Raw genomic sequence first — 21,979 nt, forward strand, 5'->3', positions numbered from 1 at the left:
ACCGACCGTGGAAAAGGACCCGCCAAACCCTCTTCATAGAGAGAATCTCATGACTACTACTTTCAGCGCCAAGCCCGCTGAGGTCGTGCACGAGTGGTTTGTGATTGACGCGACCAATAAGGTCCTCGGACGAGTAGCCAGCGAAGTTGCTCTCCGTTTGCGCGGCAAACACAAGGCCATTTACACGCCTCACGTCGACACCGGTGACTTCATCGTCATCATCAACGCCGCCCAGATCAAGGTGACCGGCACCAAGTCCCTGGACAAGGTGTACTACCGCCACTCGGGTTACCCCGGCGGTATCACGGCCACGAACTTCCGTGACATGCAAGCCAAGCACCCTGGCCGTGCGCTGGAAAAGGCTGTCAAGGGCATGCTGCCCAAGGGTCCCCTTGGCTACGCAATGATCAAGAAACTCAAGGTGTATGGTGGTGCAGAGCATCCCCACACCGCCCAGCAGCCCAAAGTGCTGGAAATCTAAGGAGCCTTGAGATGATTGGTGAATGGAACAATGGCACCGGCCGTCGCAAGTCCAGCGTCGCCCGCGTGTTTCTGAAAAAAGGCACTGGCAAGATCACGGTGAACGGCAAGGACATCCAGTCCTATTTCGGCCGCGAAACCTCGATCATGATCGCCAAGCAACCGCTCGCACTGACCAACCATGTCGAAACCTTCGACATCCAGATCAATGTGCACGGTGGTGGTGAATCCGGCCAGGCCGGCGCTGCCCGCCACGGCATCACCCGCGCCCTGATCGACTACGACGCGACGCTCAAGCCCGCACTGAGCCAAGCCGGCTTCGTGACGCGCGATGCCCGCGAAGTGGAACGTAAGAAGGTCGGTCTGCGCTCTGCACGCCGCGCCAAGCAGTTCTCCAAGCGTTAAGCTTTTGGTTCTGCCCGGAGGCCGCCTCGCGTGGCCTTCGCTCTGCAAGGGGGTTCTTCGGAGCCTCTTTACAGAACAGAAAAACCGCCTCAGGGCGGTTTTTTCGTTTAAGGTGCGCCTTTTTCCTTGCGAACCATTCTCATGTTGCAACCCCTGAATGAAGAAGCGGTAGTGCGTAGCCTGCTCACCCGCCCGGTGCCCGCCGGTGAAGCTGTGGCAAGGATGGGCCGGACGGCCTTGGCACAAACGAGCGCCGCCCAGGGTCAGCGGCTGTTGCAGGAGCTCTGAGCCATGCGCCTTCGTTTGCTGCGCCGCCGGTTGACCATCAGCGCCCCCCGGGTCGCCATCCGCAGTGCGCTGCCCTGGCCGTTTCGCTGGCTGGCCCTGGCGGTGGTGCTGGGTTTGTGCGCCGCGGTTGCGCTGTGGGCGTTCGAGTTCGGCAAATCCATTGCAGGCCTCGACAGCATCTCCCGCGACGAGCTGAACAAGCTGCGCGCCGAACTAACCAGCCTGCGCGATGCGGGGCAGGAGCAGCAGACCGTGGCCCACACCGCCGACAGCCTGCTGATCGCCGAGCGTGCCGCCAAGGAGAACCTGATGGCGCAGGTGCGGCAGCTCGAGGCCGACAACCGCACGCTGCGCGAAGACCTGGGTTTCTTTGAAAAGCTGATCCCCGCGGCCAAGACCGAAGGCCTGGCCATCCGCAGCCTGCAGGCCGAGGTGCTGGGGGGCATGCAGTTGCGCTGGCAGGTGCTGGTCATCCAGGCCACGCGCAATGCGCCCGAATTCAACGGCCGGCTGGAACTGGTGCTGTCCGGCACGCAGGACGGCAAACCCTGGACGCAGACCCAGCCAGCACAGGGCCAGCCGGTGCAGGTCAAGCAGTACCGGCGCATCGAAGGGGTGCTCGATCTGCCCCCCAACGCCGTGGTAAAAACCGTGACCGCGCGCGTGCTGGAAGGCAGCACGGTCCGGGCGGTGCAGGCCATGACCATCGAGTGACGCGGGGCAGGGCAGGGGTGCTGCCTGGGCGGCAAACCCTGTCAGCGGGCGCACGGCGCCTGTGGCCGTGACCCCGCGCTTCGGCTTGAGCGCATTCGGGGCACCATTCAGCATCTTGTGCCATGGTTTTCGTGCCGCGAGGAAGCCTGAGCAAGGTATCGTCGGCCCCTATTTTTGCTGCGCGCCGGGCCGATTGGGCGGCGCGCTTCTCCAGGAGTTTTGCCCATGTTTTCCCGTAAAAAGCAGCCCCCCATCAAAAGCCTGATCGCGCAGGGCACCAAGATCGAGGGGAACGTTCACTTCGTGGAAGGCATGCGCATCGACGGCGAGGTGGTGGGCGACATCCGTGCAGCGCCCGAACAGCCCAGCATCCTGGTGATTTCCGAGACCGCCCGCGTCGAGGGCGCAGTGCACGCCACCCATGTGATCGTCAATGGCCAGGTGGAGGGGCCGGTGCATGCCACCGAACTGCTGGAACTCCAGCCCAAGGCAAAGATCACAGGCAATGTGCACTACAAGGCGCTGGAGATGCACCAGGGGGCCGTGATCGCCGGGCAGATGTGCCCGGTGGCTGTGCTGGTGGAGGAAAAGCCCCCACTGAAGTTAGCGTCAAACGGGCAGTGATGTGAATTCCCGAGCGGTCTGCAGTACTATTACCCGCAAAATTGAAAACCGGAAGGACACCCCATGAGCGCAGTTGCCGAGAATATCCAGACCGAAATGCCAGCCCCCATCCTGTTCACGGACAGCGCGGCGGCCAAGGTGGCGGACCTGATCGCCGAAGAAGGCAACCCTGACCTGAAGCTGCGCGTGTTCGTGCAGGGTGGCGGTTGCTCCGGCTTCCAGTATGGCTTCACCTTCGACGAGATCACCAACGAAGACGACACCACCATGACCAAGAATGGCGTGTCGCTGCTGATCGACGCCATGAGCTACCAGTACCTGGTGGGCGCCGAGATCGACTACAAGGAAGACCTGCAGGGTGCCCAGTTCGTGATCAAGAACCCGAACGCCACCACCACCTGCGGCTGCGGCTCCAGCTTCTCTGCCTGATCGATGCACGGGCATGCCAGCAGGGCACTGCGATAGCTGCCCTGCCGACGACACAAGCCGCCTCCGGGCGGCTTTTTCGTTGGCGCCCTCCTGAATTTGCAGCGACTTTCAGCGCCGCGCCTGCCACCGATCTTGTGAGCCGTCCATGCAGCAGCCATCCTTGACCCCGCCACAGTCCACCACGCAGATGCCGGCACCCACGCCGACGCCCTCGCCGCAATCGCTCAAGCTGCTGCTGTGGCTCGTGGCCATCGGCTTCTTCATGCAGACGCTGGACGCCACCATCGTCAACACTGCCTTGCCGGCCATGGCGCGCAGCCTGGGCGAGAGCCCCCTGCGCATGCAGTCGGTGGTGGTGGCGTATTCGCTGACCATGGCCATGCTGATCCCCGCGTCGGGCTGGGTGGCCGACCGCTTTGGCGCGCGGCGGGTGTACCTGGCGGCCATCGTGCTGTTCGTGCTGGGCTCGGTGTGCTGCGCACTGGCGCAGAACCTGGGCCAGCTGGTGGCGGCGCGTGTGGTGCAGGGGCTGGGTGGGGCGCTGCTGCTGCCCGTGGGGCGGCTGGTGGTGCTGCGCACCTTTCCGCGCGAGCAGTTCCTGCAGGCGATGAGCTTCGTGGCCATCCCGGGGCTGATCGGCCCGCTCATCGGGCCCACGCTGGGCGGCTGGCTGGTGGAGGTCGCGTCCTGGCACTGGATCTTCCTCATCAACGTGCCGGTGGGCATCGTGGGCTGCATTGCCACGCTGCGCTTCATGCCCGGCGGGCCGGTCACCTTCGTCGCGCGCTTCGACCTGGCGGGCTACCTGATGCTCGCGTTCGGCATGGTGTCGCTCTCGCTCGCGCTGGACGGCCTGGCGAGCATGGGCCTGCGCCAGGCCAGCGTGCTGGTGCTGATGGTCTTCGGGCTGGCCAGCCTGGTGGCGTACTGGCTGCACGCCGCGCGCAAGCCGGACCCGCTGTTCTCGCCCAACCTGTTCACGGTAGACACGCTGCGCATCGGCCTGCTGGGCAATCTGTTTTCGCGTCTGGGCAGCTCGTGCATGCCGTTCTTGATTCCGCTGCTGCTGCAGGTGAGCATGGGGTACTCGCCCATGCAGGCCGGCATGATGATGCTGCCCGTGGCCATGGCCGGCATGTCGATGAAGCGCTTTACGACCACGCTGATCACCCGCTTTGGCTACCGGCGCGTGCTGGTGGTCAACACGCTGCTGGTGGGCGTCACCATGGCCAGCTTCGGGCTGGCGAGCCCCGCGCAGCCGCTGTGGGTGCACATCGTGCAACTGGCGGCGTTCGGCGCGGTGAACTCGCTGCAGTTCACCGCCATGAACACGGTCACGCTCAAAGACCTGGAGCACGCCATGGCCAGCAGCGGCAACAGCCTGCTGTCGATGGTGCAAATGTTGGCCATGGGCATGGGCGTGGCGTCTGCCGGTGCGGTGCTGGCGGCCTTCACCAACGTTTTTCCGGCGGGTGCTGCAGGGCAGGCGCTGGCAGCGTTCCAGGCCACCTTTGCGTGCATGGGGCTGATCACCATCGCATCGGCCGCCATCTTCTGGCAGCTGTCGCCACTGGACAAAACCAGCAGCCGGGCCGCGGCGTCGGCAGATGCGGCAGAGCCGGGCTGACAAGGCGGGCGAGAACACTGCGGCTGCAAGGAGCCGCAATCGCTCCCCAGCGCAACGGGCTGTCAGGCCGGGTAGATGGCGCCCAGCACGCGGGGCCCTACGGCGCCGGTCACGCTTGACAGGTTGCCCGGCTGGCCCATGACCGCCTGGCGTGCCAGCCAGGCGAACGCGGCGGCTTCCACCTGCAGGGCGGGCAGGCCGAGAGCGTCGGTGGCCACCACACGCAGGGCGGGGCACAGGGCCTGCAGCCGGGCCATGAGGTGGGCGTTGAGTGCGCCGCCGCCGCACACCGCCAGCGATGCACTATCTTTTTGATAGCTGCTTGCGCTCATCTGGCAAGCGGTAGCGGTGAATTCGGTCAATGTCGCCTGTACATCCACAGGCCGGGCGTCGCCCCACGCGTGCAGGTGCGCCGCCAACCAGCCGGGGTTGAACAGGTCGCGCCCCGTGCTTTTGGGCGCGCTCTTGTGCAGAAACGGTTCTTGCAGCAGTGACGCCAGCAGTCCCGGCAGCACCTGCCCGCTGGCCGCCCAGGCCCCGCCTGCATCGTACGGCTGGCCCGTGTGCTGCTGGCACCAGTGGTCCATCAGCGCATTGCCCGGGCCGCAATCGAAGCCCAGCACGCTGCCGTCCGCGCCCAGCACGCTGAGGTTGGAGATGCCGCCGATGTTGAGCACCAGCACCGTCTCGCCAGCCCGGCCGAACACGCCCTGGTGAAACGCCGGCACCAGCGGTGCCCCCTGGCCGCCGGCCGCCACATCGCGGCTGCGAAAGTCCGCCACCACCGCAATGCCGGTGCGCTCGGCCAGCAGGGCGGGGCTGCCCAACTGCAGTGTGTAGCCGGTGCCGTCGAATTCCTGCGGGCGGTGGCGCACCGTCTGCCCGTGGGCGCCGATGGCGCGGATGGCGGTGGCGGGCAGGCCGCTCTGGGCCAGCAGCGTGCGCACCACCCCGGCATATGCGAGCGACAGCGCATTGCCCGCCAGCGCGGCGCGGTGCAGTTCGTCGTGGCCAGAGGTATTGAGCGCCAGCAGCTCGGCCCGCAGCTCCGGTGCGAAGCCCGCGCTGGCATGGTGCGTGACCACCATGCGCGGGCCCGAAAAGTCGGCCAGAACCCCGTCGACGCCATCGAGCGAAGTGCCCGACATCAGGCCGATGTACAGCTCGTTGGTGATGGTGCTCATGGGAAGCCTGCGAACGGGCGAGGGCGTTTGCTATGGGCGCGGACCCAGCCAGGGACGCCGCGGAACTGGCTTTGCCAGGCCGCTGGCGTCGTCCCCCTGGGGGGAAGGCGCCGCAGGCGACTCAGAGGGGGTCACATCACTCTGCGCTGGCTTGCTCGATCAGCGCTGCGGCATTCAGCTGAATGCGCATGTTGGACGCCAGGCGCTGGAAGACAGGGCGCGATGCGGCCGAGATGGGGGCGGCAGCGTCGCTGGCGGCCACAATGGTCTGCGGGTCCTGGTGCACGCCGTTCACGCGGAACTCGAAGTGCAGGTGCGGTCCTGTGGCCCAACCGGTGGAGCCCACGGCGCCCAGGGTCTGGCCCTGTTCGACCGACTGGCCCTGGCGCACGTCGATGCGGCTCAGGTGGGCGTACACGGTGACGTGCTGGTTGCGGTGCTTGACGAAGACCACATTGCCAAAACCGTTCTGCACGCCAGCGAACTCGATCACGCCGTCGCCCACGGTGCGCACGGCGGTGCCGGTGGGGGCTGCGAAGTCGGTGCCCAGGTGGGCGCGCCAGGTCTTCAGGATGGGGTGCAGGCGCATCTTGAAGCCGCTGGTCACGCGCGAGAACTCGACGGGCGAGGTCAGGTAGGCGCGGCGCATGCTCTCGCCGTCCAGGGTGTAGTACGAGCCCTTGCTGCCCGGCTCCTGGAACCAGATGGCCTGGTGGGTCTTGCCGTTGTTGACGAACTCGGCGCTCAGCACGCGGCCGCTGGACAGGGGCTCGCCGTCGGCCTCCAGAGTTTCGTACACCACGGAGAACCGGTCGCCCTTGCGCAGCGAGCGGCGAAAGTCGATGTTGCCCGAGAACAGCTCGGCCATCTGCACGGCCACGCCGTCGGGGATGTTGGACGCATCGGTGGCGGCGAACAGCGAGCTGTTGATGACGCCGCCCGACAGGCGGCTGCTGGCCGTCATCTTGGCGGTCTCGACGCGCGAGGTGAATTTGTTGTCGCCCGTGCGCTGCACGATCAGGCGGCGGAAGTTGCCGCTATCGTCCGGCACCCAGCGGGCCGTCAGGCGCACCAGGCGGTGGTCGTCGGTGGTTTCGGCCGACACGACGCGGCCGGTACGGCCGAGCATGTTCTGTCTGACGGGCGTGTCACCGCGCATGAAGGCGGCAGCGGCCGGATCGGCCACGCCCATGCGCTGCAGCAGCGATTCGGGTGTGTCGCTGCTGCGCACCTGCTCGGAGCGGTACAGCGAGAAGCCGGGGGCATCGAGCTCGCCCAGCACCATGTTCTCGGCCAGCGATTCGACGGGCAGCGTCACCATGCGCACCGGCATCTCGGCCGGGTCGGGCGCGAAGGACGCCACGGCGAATGCGCCGCCGCCGCCTGTCAGCAAGATGGCTGCAATGGCGGCGGTGATGCGCTTGGGGTGTTTCTGGATCGTGTGGGACAGCCGGTCAAGCAGAGCCGTGCTGGCGGTGGTCAAGCCATGAATCAAAGGTCTATCCCCAGGGTGAACGTGGCTCCATGACACTCCCCCGCTGCGCGCGCTAGCGGGGCAAGGCTGAAGGCACAAGCTGTCAGGTGCAAGGTATCGGCTGCGGGCTGAAGGCGTCGTAACACCGGGCCCACTAGAATCCGGCCTTGGCAAGGTGGGCGCAAGTATAGCGGCGCACGCTGTCTAGACATCCCAAAAAACCCTTATGAATCAATCTGCTGTTACAACAAGCCCGGTGTCCGATGGTGTAGGAAAGGCGCTCGAAATTTCGCTGCGCGGCGTCGACGAGCTGCTGCCCCAGGACGAGTGGGTCCAAAAGCTCGCGCGCTCCGAAGCGTCGGGCCAGCCCCTGCGTGTCAAGCTGGGGCTGGACCCCACCGCGCCCGACATCCACATCGGCCACACCGTGGTGCTCAACAAGATGCGCCAGTTGCAAGATTTGGGCCACCAGGTGATCTTTCTGATCGGCGATTTCACCAGCCTGATCGGCGATCCTTCGGGCCGCAACAGCACGCGCCCGCCGCTCACCAAGGATCAGATCAAGGCCAACGCCGAGACCTACTACCGCCAGGCCAGCCTGGTGCTGGACCCGGCGCGCACCGAGATCCGCTACAACAGCGAATGGAGCGAGCCCCTGGGCGCCAGCGGCATGATCCAGCTGGCCGCCAAGTACACCGTGGCCCGCATGATGGAGCGCGACGATTTTCACAAGCGCTTCACCACCGGGCAGTCCATCTCGGTGCACGAATTCTTGTACCCGCTGATGCAGGGCTACGACTCGGTGGCGTTGAAGAGCGACCTGGAGCTGGGCGGCACCGACCAGAAGTTCAACCTGCTCATGGGCCGCCACCTGCAGCAGGAGTACGGCCAGGAGCCGCAGTGTGTGCTCACCATGCCGCTGCTGGTGGGCCTGGACGGCGTGGACAAGATGTCCAAGTCCAAGAACAACTACATCGGCATCACCGAAGAGCCCAACACGATGTTCGCCAAGGTGCTGTCCATCAGCGACACGCTCATGTGGGACTGGTACACGCTGCTGTCGTTCAAGAGCCTGGCCGACATCGCTGCGCTCAAGGGCGAGATCGCCGGCGGGCGCAACCCCAAGGACGCCAAGGTGATGCTCGCCAAGGAGATCACCACCCGCTTTCACAGCGCGGCCGCGGCCGAGGCGGCCGAGCAGGACTTCATCAACCGCAGCAAGGGCGGCGTGCCCGATGAGATCCCGGAGGTGAGCCTGTCCGGCGCGCCGCTGGGCATTGGTGCGCTGCTCAAGCAGGCCAACCTGGCACCGTCGGGCAGCGAGGCCAGCCGCCTGATCGACGGCGGCGGCGTGCGCGTGGATGGCAGCGTGGTCAGCGACAAGGGCCTGAAGCTCGACGCGGGCACCTACGTGGTGCAGGTGGGCAAGCGCAAGTTCGCACGGGTGACTTTGGTCGCCCCCTGAGCGGCTGCGCCGCTTCGCCCGGAGGGGGGACGCACCCGGTGGCCCGGCGAAGCCGGCTCCAACGGGTGCACTGGCATCGGGCGCGTCGGTTGTGACCGCTGCGATTTGTCGTTGCGCCTGTTGTATGTGTCGATAAAAATGGCTGCTACCGCTTGATGGATAGGCGCTGGCAGCTATTTTTTTGATAGCGTTTGCTGGTCAGTGCCGCGGCCCTTGCCCTGCTGCCTTTGGTACGTCGTTGCCTCGCTATCCGGCGCGCCCACCTTCAATCCAGATTGTCATTGAGATCCGGGTCGGGCACATCGCCGATGGCCTCGCGCGTGGCCTGGGCCTGCAGTTCCAGCCAGGCGCAGAACGCCTTGATCTCCGGCCGGTGGGCGCTGCGCGGGCCCACCACGAGCCAGTAGGTCAGGGGCGAGTCGATGCGGTGGCCGGGCAGCACCTCCACCAGGTCGCCCGAGGCCAGGGCGTCTGCGATCAGCGGCATGCGGGCCAGGGCGAGGCCCTGGCCTGCCAGCGCGGCCTGCACGATCTGGTGCGCGTAGTTGAAGTACAGCCAGCGCTCGGGCTGCAGCTTGGCCAGATCGCGCGCGTCGAACCAGCGGCGCCAGCTCAGGTATTCCAGGTAATGCGTGCGGTGGGCGTCGCCCGCCTCGATCAGGGTGAACTGCGCCACGTCGGCCGGCGTGCGCAGGGGTTTGCCGCTTTTCAGCAGCCAGGGGCTGGCCACCACCGCCAGTTGCTCGCCGAACAGGCGCGTGCCGCCCTGGGTGGCGCCGCCGGGCATGGCGTAGCGCAACGCCAGGTCCACGTCCGAGGTGTCGAGGTCGATCTGCACGTCGCTTGCATCGATGCGGATGTCGATGCCCGGGTTGTCGCGCTGGAACTCCTCCATGCGCGGGATGAGCCACATCGATGCAAAGCTGGCCCAGGTGGTGATGGCCACGCTGCGCCGGCCGGCCGTCTGGCGCACCAGGCGCACGGCGGCGTCCATGCGTTCGATGGCCGGCGCCACGGCGCGCTGCAGCTGCGCGCCCGCGCTGGTCAGCTCCACCGCGCGCGTGTGGCGCAGGAACAGCGCCACACCCACTTCTTCTTCCAGCGCCTGGATCTGGCGGCTCACGGCCGACTGGGTGAGCGACAGCTCGTCCGCCGCGGCGCGGAAGTTCAGGTGCCGCGCCACGGCCAGAAACGCGCGCCAGTGGCCGGTGGCCACGGCGCGGGTGCGAAGGACGGCAGGGGAGTACTCGGCTGAGGCCATGGCGGGTTCCTGAGAAGTTCCAGATTCATGCGTCGATGGAATGAATAGCGTACCGCGTTTTCATTGGACTGGGTAGGGCGCTTGCGGCAACATTGATGCTCATCAACGCGTATTGAGCGCACCCGAAGGAGCCCGTCATGTCAGCCCGCAACGTTCTGGAATCGCAACAATCCGCCCACGCCCCATCGGCTGGCCGACCTGCGGCCGGTTGCTGGAAACTGAACCCTGGCCGTGCCCTGTCGCTGCATCCGCGAGAGCACGGCGTGCTCGCCATCGCGCAAGGCCGCGCCTGGGTCACCCTGCGGGGCGCGTCGCTGGCCGGGCTGCCGGTGGACCTGCCCCCGGACCTGCCGATGTGCCTGGCCGACCATGTGCTGCAGGCCGGCGAGCGCCTGGTGGTCGCGCCCGGCCAGCATGTGGTGATGGAAGCCTGGAGCCCCGCCGGCACGCCGCCTGAAGCCGTGGCGTTCGAGTGGGCGGCGCAACCCGTTGCACAGGCCCAGCGCCTGTTGCGGCCCGGTGCCGAGTGGGAATGCAGCGTCGCCTTGCCCCTGCGCGACCTGATGCAGGCCCTGGGCCAGGGCGGCCGTGCCGTGGGCCAGGCGGGCGTGCAGGTGTTGGGCGCAGGCAGCCGGCTGGCGGTCGGAATCGCGCGCTTTGCTCTCTTTCGGATAGCAGCACCGCGCGCTCGCACAACGGCTTGAGAACGACATGCAAGAAGAGCATCAATCGACACATTCCTTTTCATTGGACGCCGTGTCTAGCACGCCGCACCATAGAGTCCATCAAGGGTAAACCCGGAGAACGCCATGAACACCACCTCGCACACCTTCCAAGTCCAATCCACCGCTGCCACGGCAAAGTCCGCCCAGGGCACCACTACCGTGCTGCCCGGCAGTGCCGTCAGCCTGACCCCCCGCTCGGCCCTGGCCCTGCGCGTTGCCGAAGGCCACGCCTGGATCACGCTCGATGCCGGCCCCTATGGCACGGGCGCCGAGGCGGGCGACGTCTTCCTGCACGCCGGCCAGACGCTGCAGATCGCTGCCGGCCAGCATGCCGTGGTGGAGCCCATCGGCACCCAGCGCCTGCAGTACCGCGTGGCCGCAGCGGCGCATGCGGAAGGCGCTGCACCCTGGTGGCGCCGCGCGGCCTTCGGCAGCGCTGCAGCCGCCGACCAGCGCGTGGGCGGGGACGCCTGCTGCGCCTGAAGTACGCCGGCCCGGGGCTGCCCTGCAGATCCCGCGCCACGGTGTCGACCCCGTGCCATCACTGGCACTTCATGGGCTGACCCGGAAATCAATGCCCTGAGAGCTTCTGCCGCTTGTCCTGCAAGCGGCAGAAGCTCTTTTTTTGATAGCAAGACAAGACGTGACAAGGCCAGGGCAGCGGGGTGCGCGCCTTGCGTCAGCGTGGCGGGGTCTCCAGCAGGTCGATCAGCTGCGCCTGCAGCGTGACCAAAATTTCTTGCGACAGGTCGGGCTGCCCCGCTGCCGTGGCCCGCGCCAGCGCCAGGCCGCCGACCATGGTGGCCAGCACTTCCATGGCCCGTGCACGCTGGGCCGAGGGCGGGGCGCCCGGCGCGTGGTCGGCCAGCAACTGCGTGAAGCGCTGGATGTTGCGCTCGATGCCTTCGGCAAACACCTGCGACAACTCGGGCCCCGCGCGGGCCGCGTCCACCGCCAGCGCAGCGGCCGGGCAACCGTTGCCGGGTTCGTCGCGGTGCTGTGGCGAGAGATAGCTTTTGATGCGGTCCGCCATGTTGGCGTTGGGCGTGTGCCCGTCCAGCGGCGCGATCGACCAGTCGAACGCACGCGCGCAGGCCTCGCGCACCAGGGCGTCCTTGGACGCGAAATGCCGGTACAGCCCACCGTGCGTCAGCCCGGCGTCGCGGGTGATGTCGGCCACGCCCACGCCCGTCAGGCCGCGCTCGCGGTACAGCCGCGACGCCGCGTCCAGGATGCCCTGGCGGTTCTCTGCGGCCTGTGCTTTGGACACCTTCATGGAAAACCTTTTAATGATTGCGGTCGTACGCAATAAGCTGTTTTGTGCTTATGATGACGGCTCCAATCATAAGCCTCGGCCCCACGGCGGCGTGGCAGGGTGGGGCAACGTCGCTGGCGGCCACCCCGGGTTGCACCGGTCCCCACTGTCCGCAACCGCCACTCGAATGCCACTCAGACGCCGCCGGACGTACTGAACGCCACCGAACACCCGTGGGCGCCACAACCATCCTCAGCAGGCGCAACCCGCGCCGACAACCAGCGAGATGTTTTCATGAAGATCACCCCGTCCCACCTGTGCACCTGCGCAGCAGCCTGCATTCACGGAGCCGACCGCTGATGCGCCGCATCGTCATCACGGGCATGGGCCTGGTCTCGCCCTTGGGCAGCAGCGTGGAACTGGCCTGGCAGCGCCTTTTGGCCGGGCGCTCGGGGGTCACCCGCCTGCCGGAGGGGGTCGCTGAAGGCGTGCCCGCACAGGTCGCCGGGCGTGTGCTGAGCGTGGCCGAAGACCCCGAGGGCGGCTGGGATGTGGACGCCATCGTCTCGCCCAAGGACCAGCGCAAGATGGACCGCTTCATCCCGTTTGCGCTGGGCGCAGCGCAGCAGGCGCTGGCGCAGGCCGGCTGGCCTGTCGCAGCTGTCGCGGGCGGCGATGCGGCCGCGCTCGCGCGCACGGCCACCGTCATCGCATCGGGCATCGGCGGGTTCGGCGCCATTGCCGATGCGGTGCGCACCACCGAAACGCGCGGGCCGCAGCGGCTGTCGCCGTTCACCGTGCCGTCGTTCCTGGTCAACCTGGCGGCGGGGCATGTGTCCATCCGCCACGGGCTCAAGGGCCCGCTGGGTGCTCCGGTGACGGCGTGCGCCGCCAGCGTGCAGGCGCTGGGCGATGCCGCCCGCATGATCCGCTGCGGCGAGGCCGACATCGCGGTGTGCGGCGGGAGCGAGGCCGCCATCGACCGGGTGAGTCTGGGCGCATTCGCTGCGGCCAAGGCGTTGTCCACGTGCTTCAACGACGCACCGCCCGAGGCCTCGCGTCCGTTCGATGCGCAGCGCGACGGCTTCGTGATGGGCGAGGGCGCGGGCATGCTGGTCATCGAGGCGCTGGAGCACGCCCTGGCCCGCGGCGCGCAACCGCTGGCCGAACTGGTGGGCTACGGCACGTCTGCCGACGCGTACCACATCACCTCGGGCCCCGAGGACGGCGATGGTGCGGCACGCAGCATGGAGGCAGCCCTGGCGCAGGCGGGGCTGCGCGCAGGCGAGGTGCAGTACCTCAACGCCCACGCCACCTCCACCATGGTCGGAGACCGGGGCGAGCTGGCTGCGATCCGCCGCGTGTTCGGCACCGAGGGCGGCATCGCCGTCAGCTCCACCAAGTCGGCCACGGGCCACCTGCTGGGCGCTGCGGGCGGTGTGGCGGCGATCTTTACCGTGTTGGCGCTGCGCGACCAGGTGGTACCCGGCACGCTCAACCTGCACACGCCCGATGAGCAGGCAGCGGGCCTGGACATGGTGGCGCTGGCGGCGCGGCCCATGGCGCTGTCGCACGCCATGGTCAACGGCTTCGGTTTTGGCGGGGTGAATGCCACGCTGGTGCTGCGGCGCTGGCCGCAAGGGCAGGCCTGATCCAAAGACCTGAGGGGCAAGTCTGAGTGGCTGCGCGAGCGCCGGGCGGGTTGCCGTGCAACCGGCCCGGCGCGGCGCGGTGGGACGACGGCCAGCCCGTGGGTGGGTGGCCGGGGGAGGGGTGGTCTCAGTAGTCCAGCTCTTCGCACACGGCGGTGAAGGCGGCCAGCGCGGCCTCGCCGTCCAGCTGCTCCATGCGCGCGAGCGCGTCCACGTCTTCCACGGTGCTGAAGGCCAGGTTGAAGTTCTGGAACCGCCGGCCTGCGAGCAGCCCGTGGTGCAGGACTTCGACGTTCACATGGCGCGGGTCGTTGCGGATGCGCTCGATGAGCTTGAGCACCGCTTTCTTGGGCCCCTCGAACTGCTGGCAAAAGCGCTGGCCGTCGAAAATGAGCAGCCCGGTGATGTCCATCCTGGTGTTGGCCACGCGGGCGGCGGCGGCGATCTCGGCCACGACGCTCAGGGGTTGGTCGGGCGCGAGCATGCTGACGTACAGCACCTCGTACAGTGCGGGGGAAAGGTTCATAGGGATGCCCCAATGTAGGCCGGGGCAGCGCGGTCGCGCAATGTCAAAAGACATACGCGGCATTGGCGCGTCACTTGCGCAACATCTGCGCTCTTGCGGTGTTGCGCGCGCAAGGACCGCTTCTAAAATCGCCGCACCATGAGCGCTGTCCCCCCTGTAGTCCCCGCCTGCCCTCCTGCCTGCCGAGCCTGCGGACTGCGCAAGACCGGCGCGTTCACGCTGGTGGAGCCGCAGGTGCTGGACTTCATCGAGGGGTTCCGCAGCGACACCATGGCGGTGCAGCCCGGCGACGCGCTGGTGCGCGAAGGGCAGGGCAACGCGCGGCTGTTCACGCTGTATTCGGGCTGGGCGTTTCGCTACAAGACGCTGAGCGACGGGCGCCGCCAGATCCTCAACTTTCTGCTGCCGGGCGACCTGGTGGGCCTGCAGCAGGAGTTCGGCGACGCGTCGGCGCACGGGGTGGAGGCGCTGACCGCGTGCTCGCTGTGCGTGTTCCAGAACGACAGCCTGTGGGCGGTGTTCCGCGAGCACCCGCGCCTGGGCTACGACATGACCTGGCTGGCCGCGCACGAAGAAGGCCATGTGGACGACAACCTGCTCACCGCCGGGCGGCGCAACGCCACCGAGCGCGTGGCCATGCTGCTGATGCACCTGTACCGGCGGCTCGACCGCATCGGCATGGCTGAGGGTGGCACCGTGGCGTTTCCGCTTACCCAGCAGCACATCGCCGATGCACTGGGGCTGTCGCTGGTGCACACCAACAAGACGCTGCGGCGCCTGTCGATGCTGGGCCTGCACGAGCTCAAAGACGGGCGGCTGCGCCTGCTCAACACCCGCGCGCTGGCCCGCATCGCCGAGTACTACGACACGCCCCCGCGCCTGCTGCCGCTGCTGTAGCCTGCCGACAGGCATCAAAAACGGCCTTGCCGCGCATCTGGCAAGCGCCAGGCGCTATGTTTTGCATAGCATGCGGCGTGGTGTGCGCTGCAGCCGATAATCCCGTACCGACCTGCGCACGCACCGTGGCGCGGCCCGCACTCTCCCTCATCGTTCATGACGCAACTCGACATCCTCATCATGGCGGCCGGCAAGGGCACGCGCATGAAAAGCCGCATCCCCAAAGTGCTGCAGCGCCTGGCGGGGCGCCCGCTGCTGCACCACGTACTCGACCAGGCCGCACACCTGCAGGCCCGCAGCGCGGTGGTCATCACCGGCCACGGTGCTGCCGAAGTAGAAGCCGCCTGCACGGGGGCCGCGAGTGGCAGCCGTGGTCTGGATGTGAAATTTGCGCGGCAGGAGCCGCAGCTGGGCACGGGCCACGCGGTGCAGCAGGCGGCGCCGCTGGTGGCTGACGACGGCACGGCCGTGGTGCTGTCGGGCGACGTGCCGCTCACGCACGCCGGCACGCTGCGCGCGCTGGTGGATGCGAGCACGCAGGATGGCGGCGGGCGCCTGGCGCTGCTCACCGTCACGCTGGCCGATCCCACCGGCTACGGCCGCATCGTGCGCGACGCCGAGGGCGCCGTGCAGGGCATCGTCGAACATAAAGATGCGAGCGAGGCCCAGCGCGCCATCACCGAGGTCTACAGCGGCATCATGGCCGTGCCCACGCGCCAGCTCAAAGGCTGGCTGGCACGCCTGACCAACGACAACGCCCAGGGCGAGTACTACCTGACCGACATCGTCGCCATGGCCGTGGCCGACGGCGTGCCCGTGGTGGCGCACCGCATCACCGATGCGCTGCAGGTGGCCGGTGTGAACAGCCCGCTGCAACTGGCCGAGCTGGAGCGCGCGCACCAGCTGCGCGTGGCGCGCAGCCTGATGGAGCAGGGCGTGCGCCTGGCCGACCCGGCACGCCTGGATGTGCGCGACGACACCCGCACCGGCGCGCGCGGCGAGCTGCAGTGCGGCCAGGACGTGGAGATCGACGTGAACTGCATCTTCACCGGCCGCGTGGAGCTGGGCGACGGCGTGAGCATCGGCGCGCACTGCTGCATTGCCAACGCCACCATCGCCGCGGGCGCGGTGATCCACCCCTACACCCACATCGACGGCGAAAAGGCCGGTGCCAGCGTGGGCGCCGGTGCGCTCATCGGCCCGTTCGCCCGCCTGCGCCCCGGTGCGCAACTGGGCCGCGAGGTGCACATCGGCAACTTCGTCGAGGTGAAGAACAGCACGCTGGCCGACGGCGCCAAGGCCAACCACCTGGCCTATCTGGGCGACGCCACGGTGGGCGAGCGCGTGAACTACGGCGCCGGCAGCATCACCGCCAATTACGACGGCGCGAACAAGCACCGCACGGTGATCGAGGCCGACGTGCACATCGGCAGCAACTGCGTGCTGGTGGCGCCCGTCACCATCGGCGCAGGTGGCACGGTGGGCGGGGGCAGCACCATCACCAAGAGCACGGCACCGGGCGCTTTGAGCGTGGCGCGCGGCAAGCAGGTCAGCATCGCCAACTGGGCGCGGCCGAAGAAGTGAGGAGCGCTGTGAGCCGCTGCGCGCCTTCCTCCGCCCTGATGGTGCGGGGCAAGAATGCGCCCGGTAGCCCGGTGCGGCCGATGGCGCTTTGGCTGGCCCTGGCCCGGGCGTCGCGCCAACTTCAAGGGGTGTGAACGATGAGCGACAACGACACCGCGCAGACCCTGCTGCAACTGCGCACCGAGCTGGCCCGCAGCCAGCAGCAGGTGGCCGACATGGCCGCGGCGCACGAGGACTTTCTGCGCGCGGTCTCGCACGACCTGCGCGCGCCGCTGCGGCACTTCACCTCGTACGGCACGCTGGTGCGCGAGACGCTGGGCGACCTGCCTGCCGCCGTGGTGCAGGGGGCCGAGGTGCAGGAGGCGCTGGGCTTCCTGGCCACCATGGACCAGTCGGCCCGCCGCATGGGCCTGATGATCGACGCGCTGCAGGCCTTGGCGCGCGCGGGCAAGGCCCCCGTGCGCTGGCAGCCGGTACCGCTGGCCGACGCGGTGGCGCAGGCGCGCGCAACCCTTGCCAGTGCACACGCAGGGCGTGAGGTGCAGTGGCGCATCGCCCCCGACCTGCCCACGCTGAATGCCGACCCGGAGCTGCTGCAGGAATTGCTCGGGCAACTGCTGGGCAATGCCCTCAAGTTCACGCGCAATATCCCGCAGCCCGCGCTCATCAGCGTGCAGCCCGTGGCGGCGGATGCGCCGGGTCAGGTAGGGTTCACGGTGACGGACAACGGTGCGGGGTTCGACCCGGCACGTGCGGGCCAGCTGTTCGGCGTGTTCCAGCGGCTGCACCGCGAGACCGAGTTCGACGGCGTGGGCGCAGGCCTGGCGCTGTGCCGGGTGATTGCGCAGCGCCATGGCGGCGCCATCACCGCTACGGCGGGCGTGGGCGCGGGCTGCACGGTGCGGGTGCAATGGCCGGCGGCGCTGCCCGGTGCTGCTGCGGGTGGTTGGGGCGGTGGTTGATGCCGTGGTTCAGGCAGTGGTTCAGGCAGTGGTTCAGGCAGTGGTCGAGACGGACCCGCGGTGGATCGCCCCAAACCGTTCGGGTTGAGCCTGTCGAAACCTTGCGCGGCGCTTCTACGCGCTCAGCGTGAAAGGGCTGGGTGCCGTCCCATGTCGGTGGTCATCACACCGCAGGCACCAGCTCCGGCTCCATGCACCCCGCCACGCGGTTGCGGCCCGCCTTCTTGGCGGCGTAGAGCGCGGCGTCCGCAGACTCGATCCAGGCGCGCAGGTTGCTGTGGCGGTGGTCGGCGGGGGCCACGCCGATGCTGCTGGTCAGGCGCAGATCGGGCAGCTCGCGCAGCCGCACGCCTTCGGCCTGGGCCCTGATGCGCTGTGCAATGGCCAGCGCATCCTGCGCCCGCATGCCGGGCAGGATGATGGCGAACTCATCGCCGCCATAGCGCCCCGCACAGTCGCCCGCCCGCACATGGCCGCGCACCACGTGGGCCAGCGCACGGATCACCTCATCGCCCACGGCATGGCCGTGCTCGTCGTTGACCTCTTTGAAGTGGTCGATGTCCATCATCAGCATGCAGGCGGGCTCGTCGGTGGTGTGGTGGCGCCGCAGTGCGGCCTCGGCCTGCTCCTGCCAGTGCCCGCGGCCGAACAGGCCGGTGAGCGAATCGATGCGGCGCAGCTCGTCCAGCATCTGGTTCTGGCGTGACACCTGGCGGATGAGCTGGTAGCTCACCACGCTGACCGACAGCGTGTGCAAGGTCATCACCGGCAGGCAGGCCAGCAGCACGGCGAACGACGTCTCGGGTGCCCAGTGCCAGCCCGTGAGCACCGCGCTGGCCACGCCCGCCAGCAGCATCACCGGAATGGACCGCGCCCACAGCCCGCGGATGCCGGTGGTCACCTTGTCCACCAGGGTCAGCGTGAGCAGCAGCACGCTGGGCAGCAGGTTGAAGTGCATCAGCGGCACAAAGGCCGCCGCCGCCGCCGAATCGACCAGCAGATTGCGCATCTCTGTCCGGTACGGGTCGGTGCTTTGGCGACTCAACAGATAGGCCACGTGCGGCCACACGAAGGCCGGCAGCACCATGCCCAACCAGGCGTACACCGAGGCGTGGCGCTCCCACAGCACCACGCCCACCACGGCGCCACCCAGGCCCATGCCCAGCACGCGCAGCGGGTAGATACGGCGGGGCATCTGGCGTTCGGGCGTCGGCATCGATGGAGAAGGGGTGTGGGCCGCGCCCGCCGGGGGCGGAGTGCGATGGGGCTGAGGTCTGTGTAAAGAAGGCTGGCGGGGAGCTTACCGTGGGCCGCCGGCGCAGGCCAGAGAGAAATGACCTACATCTGACGCGGGGCGGACAGGCCGACCCGTCGTTGCACAGATCGGCCGCGGATCGACCGTGAAGCGACCACGACTCAACCGCCACTTCACCACGACTCAAACCACGACTCAAACCACGATTCAAACCACGATTCAAACCACGATTCAAACCACGATTCAAACCACGATTCAAACCACGATTCAATTGGCGATTGGTTTGCTATATTTTGTATAGCTGCTAGCGCTTGTTAATCCAGCGATACAGGCACTTTGGTATCGAATTTGGCCCGCCGCGTGGCAAAGAAGGCCTTCACGTTCCGCACATTCGCGTCGCCGGTAAAAAGCCGCTGCGACAGCGCCAGATACCCCGGCATGTCCCGGGTGTGCGCCACCAGCACGAAGTCCGGCCCCGGCGACACGCGCCAGCACTGCTGCACTGCGTCGTCGGCCACCGCGCGGGCTTCGAAGGCATCCAGGTGCTCGGAGCCCTGGCGGTCCAGAGACACCTCCACGATGCACGAGAGGCCGTGGCCCTGGATGGCGGCCAGCCGGTCCGGCTGCAGGATGGCCACCTGGCGCTCGATCAGCCCGGCCTCCTGCAGCCGCTTGACCCGCCGCAGGCAGGTGGGCGGGGACACATGCACCTGCTCGGCCAGCGACTGGTTGCTCTGGGCGGAGTCGGTTTGCAACAGGTTCAGCAGCTGCAGGTCCGTGGCATCGAGGGTTATGGATTCCATATTGATTGCGATTATGAAACTTAAATTCACATTCGTGGGTGGGTGAAATTTAAGTTCATTTCACTGCAAATATCGATGAGAAATTGTTTTGGAGCGTGCCTACCATCCCGGCATCCATCTCACACAAAGGCATCTCCATGTGCGGCATCGTCGGCGCAGTCTCCACGCGCAACATTGTTCCCATCCTCGTGCAAGGCCTGCAGCGGCTGGAATACCGGGGCTATGACTCCTGCGGCGTGGCCGTGCACGGCGCCAGCCTGGACCCTGCCCGCCACGGCACCGAGCGCGGTGGCCTGCAGCGTGCCCGCAGCACGGCCCGCGTCGCCGAACTGCTGGAGCAGGTGCAGACCGACCACCTGGACGGCGCCACCGGCATCGCCCACACCCGCTGGGCCACCCACGGGGCGCCCGTGGTGCACAACGCCCACCCGCACTTCAGCCACGGCACGGGTGCCGACGCCCAGGCCCACAGCGCGGGCCGCGTGGCCCTGGTGCACAACGGCATCATCGAAAACCATGAAGAACTGCGCCGCGCCCTGCAGGCCCGCGGCTACGTGTTTGCCAGCCAGACCGACACCGAGGTCATCGCCCACCTGGTGGACAGCCACTACAGCGGCGACCTGTTCGACGCCGTGCAGGCCACCGTGGCCGAGCTGCATGGCGCCTACGCCATCGCCGTGATCCACCGCGACGAGCCGCACCGCGTGGTGGGCGCGCGCGCCGGCTCGCCGCTGATTCTGGGCGTGGGCTCCGGGACTGCGGGCTCGGTCGTGGGCGAGCACTTCCTGGCCAGCGACGCCATGGCCCTGGCCGGCGTCACCGACCAGATCGTGTACCTGGAAGAGGGCGACCTGGTGGACCTGCAGCTGGGCCGCTACTGGATCGTCGGCAAGGACCGCGCTGCGCTCACCCCCGCGCAGCGCCCCGTGCGCACCGTGCAGGCCCACAGCGGCGCGGCCGAGCTGGGCCCCTACCGCCACTACATGCAAAAGGAAATCTTCGAGCAGCCGCGCGCCATCGCCGACACGCTCGAAGGCGTGGAAGGCATCGTGCCCGAGCTGTTCGACGGCGCAGGCCTGCACGGCGAGCCCGGCGCCGCCGCCTGGCGCGTGTTCAAGGAGATCGACAGCGTCCTCATCCTGGCCTGCGGCACCAGCTACTACAGCGGCTGCACCGCCAAATACTGGCTCGAAGAAATCGCCGGCATCCCCACGCAGGTGGAAGTGGCCAGCGAATACCGCTACCGCACCAGTGTGCCCAACCCCCGCACCCTGGTCGTCACCATCAGCCAGTCCGGCGAAACAGCCGACACGCTGGCCGCGCTGCGCCACGCGCAGTCCCTGGGCATGTTGCACACGCTGACCATCTGCAACGTCGCCACCAGCGCCATGGTGCGCGAATGCAAGCTGGCCTACATCACCCGTGCGGGTGTGGAGATCGGCGTGGCCAGCACCAAGGCCTTCACCACGCAGCTGGCGGGCCTGTTCTTGCTGACGCTCGCGCTGGCCCAGTCCAAGGGCCGCCTGACCGAAGCGCAGGAGGCCGAGCACCTCAAGGCCATGCGCCACCTGCCCGTGGCCCTGCAGGCCGTGCTGGCGCTGGAGCCCCAACTCATCAGCTGGGCCGAAGACTTCGCCCGCATGGAAAACGCCCTGTTCCTGGGCCGCGGCCTGCACTACCCCATCGCGCTGGAAGGTGCGCTCAAGCTCAAGGAGATCAGCTACATCCATGCTGAGGCGTATCCCGCCGGCGAACTCAAGCACGGCCCCCTGGCCCTGGTCACCAGCGCCATGCCCGTGGTGACGGTGGCGCCCAACGACGCACTGCTGGAAAAGCTCAAGAGCAACATGCAGGAAGTGCGCGCCCGCGCCGGCGTGCTGTACGTGTTGGCCGATGGCGACACCCGCATCGAAAGCGGCGAAGGCCTGCACGTGATCCGCATGCCCGAACACTACGGCCCCTTGAGCCCGCTGCTGCACGTGGTGCCGCTGCAGCTGCTGGCGTATCACACGGCGTGTGCGCGGGGGACGGATGTGGACAAGCCTAGGAATTTGGCGAAGAGTGTGACGGTGGAGTGAGGGGGTTATTGTCGCTATTGATAATATTCCGGGTAATTAAAGTCGTAAACACGCAAATAAAGTCGTAAACAAGCCTCCAGCATTCACGCGGGTTTGCGGGGTGGTCATTTGTAACAGTAAAGTCGTAAACTCGAACTTGACGGGTACCGGCGACCTAGAAATACGAAGCAAACTGCAGCCCTGTTTGGGCTTGTTGCTATATAAAAAAGAGCGCCCAGTTTGAGCGCTCTTTTTCTTTGGTTTTTCTAGAAGTTCTTGTGGTCCGAGTGGCCCCCAAAAAGGCTCCAATGG

21 protein-coding genes are annotated in these 21,979 nt (G+C 67.5%); 14 read left to right on the forward strand and 7 right to left on the reverse strand.

Translation table 11 applies throughout. The annotated features are described in order from the left end of the window. Window positions 1–49 precede the first annotated feature (49 nt). From rplM to mdtD, 6 genes are all read left to right on the forward strand, one after another. Window positions 50–481 (forward strand): 50S ribosomal protein L13, encoded by a 432-nt coding sequence (rplM, locus tag ASF16_RS03530; protein ID WP_056162827.1) that lies wholly within the window; start codon window positions 50–52, stop codon window positions 479–481. An 11-nt stretch (window positions 482–492) separates the two neighbouring features. Continuing rightward, window positions 493–885, forward strand: coding sequence for a 30S ribosomal protein S9 (gene rpsI, locus ASF16_RS03535; protein ID WP_056162830.1), 393 nt, complete (start codon window positions 493–495; stop codon window positions 883–885). Between the two features lie 291 nt (window positions 886–1,176). Beyond that, window positions 1,177–1,887 (forward strand): DUF6776 family protein, encoded by a 711-nt coding sequence (locus ASF16_RS03540; protein WP_056162833.1) that lies wholly within the window; start codon window positions 1,177–1,179, stop codon window positions 1,885–1,887. A 225-nt stretch (window positions 1,888–2,112) separates the two neighbouring features. Further along, window positions 2,113–2,511, forward strand: a complete 399-nt coding sequence (locus ASF16_RS03545) for a polymer-forming cytoskeletal protein (RefSeq protein WP_056162836.1) — start codon at window positions 2,113–2,115, stop codon at window positions 2,509–2,511. Between the two features lie 63 nt (window positions 2,512–2,574). Beyond that, window positions 2,575–2,940: an iron-sulfur cluster insertion protein ErpA gene (gene erpA, locus ASF16_RS03550; RefSeq protein ID WP_008907234.1), complete on the forward strand. Its 366-nt coding sequence runs from the start codon at window positions 2,575–2,577 to the stop codon at window positions 2,938–2,940. Between the two features lie 187 nt (window positions 2,941–3,127). Continuing rightward, the gene (gene mdtD / locus ASF16_RS03555; protein WP_056163025.1) at window positions 3,128–4,567 is read left to right on the forward strand and encodes a multidrug transporter subunit MdtD; all 1,440 of its coding nucleotides are present in this window, start codon (window positions 3,128–3,130) and stop codon (window positions 4,565–4,567) included. 62 nt (window positions 4,568–4,629) lie between these two features. Here the strand turns inward: mdtD and ASF16_RS03560 are convergent, their stop codons facing one another. Together ASF16_RS03560 and ASF16_RS03565 are read right to left on the reverse strand one after the other, a co-directional pair. Continuing rightward, entirely contained in the window at window positions 4,630–5,751 is a 1,122-nt protein-coding gene (locus ASF16_RS03560; protein WP_056162838.1) for an anhydro-N-acetylmuramic acid kinase, read from the reverse strand. 136 nt (window positions 5,752–5,887) lie between these two features. Further along, window positions 5,888–7,246, reverse strand: coding sequence for a M23 family metallopeptidase (locus ASF16_RS03565; protein WP_056162840.1), 1,359 nt, complete (start codon window positions 7,244–7,246; stop codon window positions 5,888–5,890). Window positions 7,247–7,451: 205 nt separating this feature from the next. On the opposite strand from ASF16_RS03565, the gene tyrS reads away from it, so the two are divergent. Beyond that, window positions 7,452–8,690 carry a tyrosine--tRNA ligase gene (gene tyrS, locus ASF16_RS03570; protein WP_056162843.1) on the forward strand — a complete coding sequence of 413 codons (1,239 nt, stop codon included), beginning with the start codon at window positions 7,452–7,454 and terminating at the stop codon, window positions 8,688–8,690. Window positions 8,691–8,955: 265 nt separating this feature from the next. Here the strand turns inward: tyrS and ASF16_RS03575 are convergent, their stop codons facing one another. Further along, window positions 8,956–9,951 carry a LysR substrate-binding domain-containing protein gene (locus ASF16_RS03575; protein WP_056162848.1) on the reverse strand — a complete coding sequence of 332 codons (996 nt, stop codon included), beginning with the start codon at window positions 9,949–9,951 and terminating at the stop codon, window positions 8,956–8,958. Between the two features lie 137 nt (window positions 9,952–10,088). Here ASF16_RS03575 and ASF16_RS03580 point away from each other — a divergent pair, with 137 nt between their 5' ends. Then, window positions 10,089–10,655: a DUF2917 domain-containing protein gene (locus ASF16_RS03580; RefSeq protein WP_056162850.1), complete on the forward strand. Its 567-nt coding sequence runs from the start codon at window positions 10,089–10,091 to the stop codon at window positions 10,653–10,655. A gap of 105 nt (window positions 10,656–10,760) precedes the next feature. Next, window positions 10,761–11,159, forward strand: coding sequence for a DUF2917 domain-containing protein (locus ASF16_RS03585; RefSeq protein WP_056162853.1), 399 nt, complete (start codon window positions 10,761–10,763; stop codon window positions 11,157–11,159). A 196-nt stretch (window positions 11,160–11,355) separates the two neighbouring features. Here the strand turns inward: ASF16_RS03585 and ASF16_RS03590 are convergent, their stop codons facing one another. Continuing rightward, complete coding sequence (locus ASF16_RS03590; RefSeq protein WP_056162856.1) at window positions 11,356–11,952, reverse strand: TetR/AcrR family transcriptional regulator; 597 nt, start codon at window positions 11,950–11,952, stop codon at window positions 11,356–11,358. 338 nt (window positions 11,953–12,290) lie between these two features. Here ASF16_RS03590 and fabF point away from each other — a divergent pair, with 338 nt between their 5' ends. Beyond that, a complete protein-coding gene (gene fabF / locus ASF16_RS03595) occupies window positions 12,291–13,583 on the forward strand; it encodes a beta-ketoacyl-ACP synthase II (protein ID WP_056162859.1) in 1,293 nt (430 codons plus the stop codon). A gap of 127 nt (window positions 13,584–13,710) precedes the next feature. Here the strand turns inward: fabF and ASF16_RS03600 are convergent, their stop codons facing one another. After that, entirely contained in the window at window positions 13,711–14,109 is a 399-nt protein-coding gene (locus ASF16_RS03600; protein ID WP_056162862.1) for a BLUF domain-containing protein, read from the reverse strand. A gap of 138 nt (window positions 14,110–14,247) precedes the next feature. On the opposite strand from ASF16_RS03600, the gene ASF16_RS03605 reads away from it, so the two are divergent. The 3 genes from ASF16_RS03605 to ASF16_RS03615 all read left to right on the forward strand — a co-directional run bounded on the left by ASF16_RS03605 (window position 14,248) and on the right by ASF16_RS03615 (window position 17,552). Further along, the gene (locus ASF16_RS03605; protein ID WP_056162864.1) at window positions 14,248–15,006 is read left to right on the forward strand and encodes a Crp/Fnr family transcriptional regulator; all 759 of its coding nucleotides are present in this window, start codon (window positions 14,248–14,250) and stop codon (window positions 15,004–15,006) included. Between the two features lie 156 nt (window positions 15,007–15,162). Continuing rightward, entirely contained in the window at window positions 15,163–16,590 is a 1,428-nt protein-coding gene (gene glmU, locus ASF16_RS03610; protein ID WP_056162867.1) for a bifunctional UDP-N-acetylglucosamine diphosphorylase/glucosamine-1-phosphate N-acetyltransferase GlmU, read from the forward strand. A gap of 137 nt (window positions 16,591–16,727) precedes the next feature. Beyond that, a complete protein-coding gene (locus ASF16_RS03615) occupies window positions 16,728–17,552 on the forward strand; it encodes an ATP-binding protein (RefSeq protein WP_056162869.1) in 825 nt (274 codons plus the stop codon). A 163-nt stretch (window positions 17,553–17,715) separates the two neighbouring features. On the opposite strand, the gene ASF16_RS03620 is transcribed toward ASF16_RS03615, so the two are convergent. Together ASF16_RS03620 and ASF16_RS03625 are read right to left on the reverse strand one after the other, a co-directional pair. Beyond that, window positions 17,716–18,768 (reverse strand): diguanylate cyclase, encoded by a 1,053-nt coding sequence (locus ASF16_RS03620; RefSeq protein ID WP_056162874.1) that lies wholly within the window; start codon window positions 18,766–18,768, stop codon window positions 17,716–17,718. Window positions 18,769–19,121: 353 nt separating this feature from the next. Beyond that, window positions 19,122–19,610, reverse strand: coding sequence for an Lrp/AsnC family transcriptional regulator (locus tag ASF16_RS03625; RefSeq protein WP_056162878.1), 489 nt, complete (start codon window positions 19,608–19,610; stop codon window positions 19,122–19,124). Window positions 19,611–19,747: 137 nt separating this feature from the next. Here ASF16_RS03625 and glmS point away from each other — a divergent pair, with 137 nt between their 5' ends. Next, entirely contained in the window at window positions 19,748–21,688 is a 1,941-nt protein-coding gene (gene glmS / locus ASF16_RS03630; RefSeq protein WP_056163027.1) for a glutamine--fructose-6-phosphate transaminase (isomerizing), read from the forward strand. The last annotated feature ends 291 nt before the right edge of the window (window positions 21,689–21,979 follow it).

The sequence above is a fragment of the Acidovorax sp. Leaf78 genome (genome assembly GCF_001422735.1).
Lineage (GTDB): Bacteria > Pseudomonadota > Gammaproteobacteria > Burkholderiales > Burkholderiaceae_C > Acidovorax.

Coding starts and splice junctions, on each gene's coding strand:
- glmU (WP_056162867.1), top strand. CDS start 15,163: ATGACGCAACTCGACATCCTCATCATGGCGGCCGGCAAGGGCACGCGC.
- ASF16_RS03545 (WP_056162836.1), top strand. CDS start 2,113: ATGTTTTCCCGTAAAAAGCAGCCCCCCATCAAAAGCCTGATCGCGCAG.
- ASF16_RS03600 (WP_056162862.1), bottom strand. CDS start 14,109: ATGAACCTTTCCCCCGCACTGTACGAGGTGCTGTACGTCAGCATGCTC.
- ASF16_RS03560 (WP_056162838.1), bottom strand. CDS start 5,751: ATGAGCACCATCACCAACGAGCTGTACATCGGCCTGATGTCGGGCACT.
- ASF16_RS03580 (WP_056162850.1), top strand. CDS start 10,089: ATGTCAGCCCGCAACGTTCTGGAATCGCAACAATCCGCCCACGCCCCA.
- glmS (WP_056163027.1), top strand. CDS start 19,748: ATGTGCGGCATCGTCGGCGCAGTCTCCACGCGCAACATTGTTCCCATC.
- tyrS (WP_056162843.1), top strand. CDS start 7,452: ATGAATCAATCTGCTGTTACAACAAGCCCGGTGTCCGATGGTGTAGGA.
- ASF16_RS03540 (WP_056162833.1), top strand. CDS start 1,177: ATGCGCCTTCGTTTGCTGCGCCGCCGGTTGACCATCAGCGCCCCCCGG.
- fabF (WP_056162859.1), top strand. CDS start 12,291: ATGCGCCGCATCGTCATCACGGGCATGGGCCTGGTCTCGCCCTTGGGC.
- ASF16_RS03615 (WP_056162869.1), top strand. CDS start 16,728: ATGAGCGACAACGACACCGCGCAGACCCTGCTGCAACTGCGCACCGAG.
- ASF16_RS03625 (WP_056162878.1), bottom strand. CDS start 19,610: ATGGAATCCATAACCCTCGATGCCACGGACCTGCAGCTGCTGAACCTG.
- rpsI (WP_056162830.1), top strand. CDS start 493: ATGATTGGTGAATGGAACAATGGCACCGGCCGTCGCAAGTCCAGCGTC.
- erpA (WP_008907234.1), top strand. CDS start 2,575: ATGAGCGCAGTTGCCGAGAATATCCAGACCGAAATGCCAGCCCCCATC.
- ASF16_RS03585 (WP_056162853.1), top strand. CDS start 10,761: ATGAACACCACCTCGCACACCTTCCAAGTCCAATCCACCGCTGCCACG.
- ASF16_RS03605 (WP_056162864.1), top strand. CDS start 14,248: ATGAGCGCTGTCCCCCCTGTAGTCCCCGCCTGCCCTCCTGCCTGCCGA.
- mdtD (WP_056163025.1), top strand. CDS start 3,128: ATGCCGGCACCCACGCCGACGCCCTCGCCGCAATCGCTCAAGCTGCTG.
- ASF16_RS03620 (WP_056162874.1), bottom strand. CDS start 18,768: ATGCCGACGCCCGAACGCCAGATGCCCCGCCGTATCTACCCGCTGCGC.
- rplM (WP_056162827.1), top strand. CDS start 50: ATGACTACTACTTTCAGCGCCAAGCCCGCTGAGGTCGTGCACGAGTGG.
- ASF16_RS03590 (WP_056162856.1), bottom strand. CDS start 11,952: ATGAAGGTGTCCAAAGCACAGGCCGCAGAGAACCGCCAGGGCATCCTG.
- ASF16_RS03575 (WP_056162848.1), bottom strand. CDS start 9,951: ATGGCCTCAGCCGAGTACTCCCCTGCCGTCCTTCGCACCCGCGCCGTG.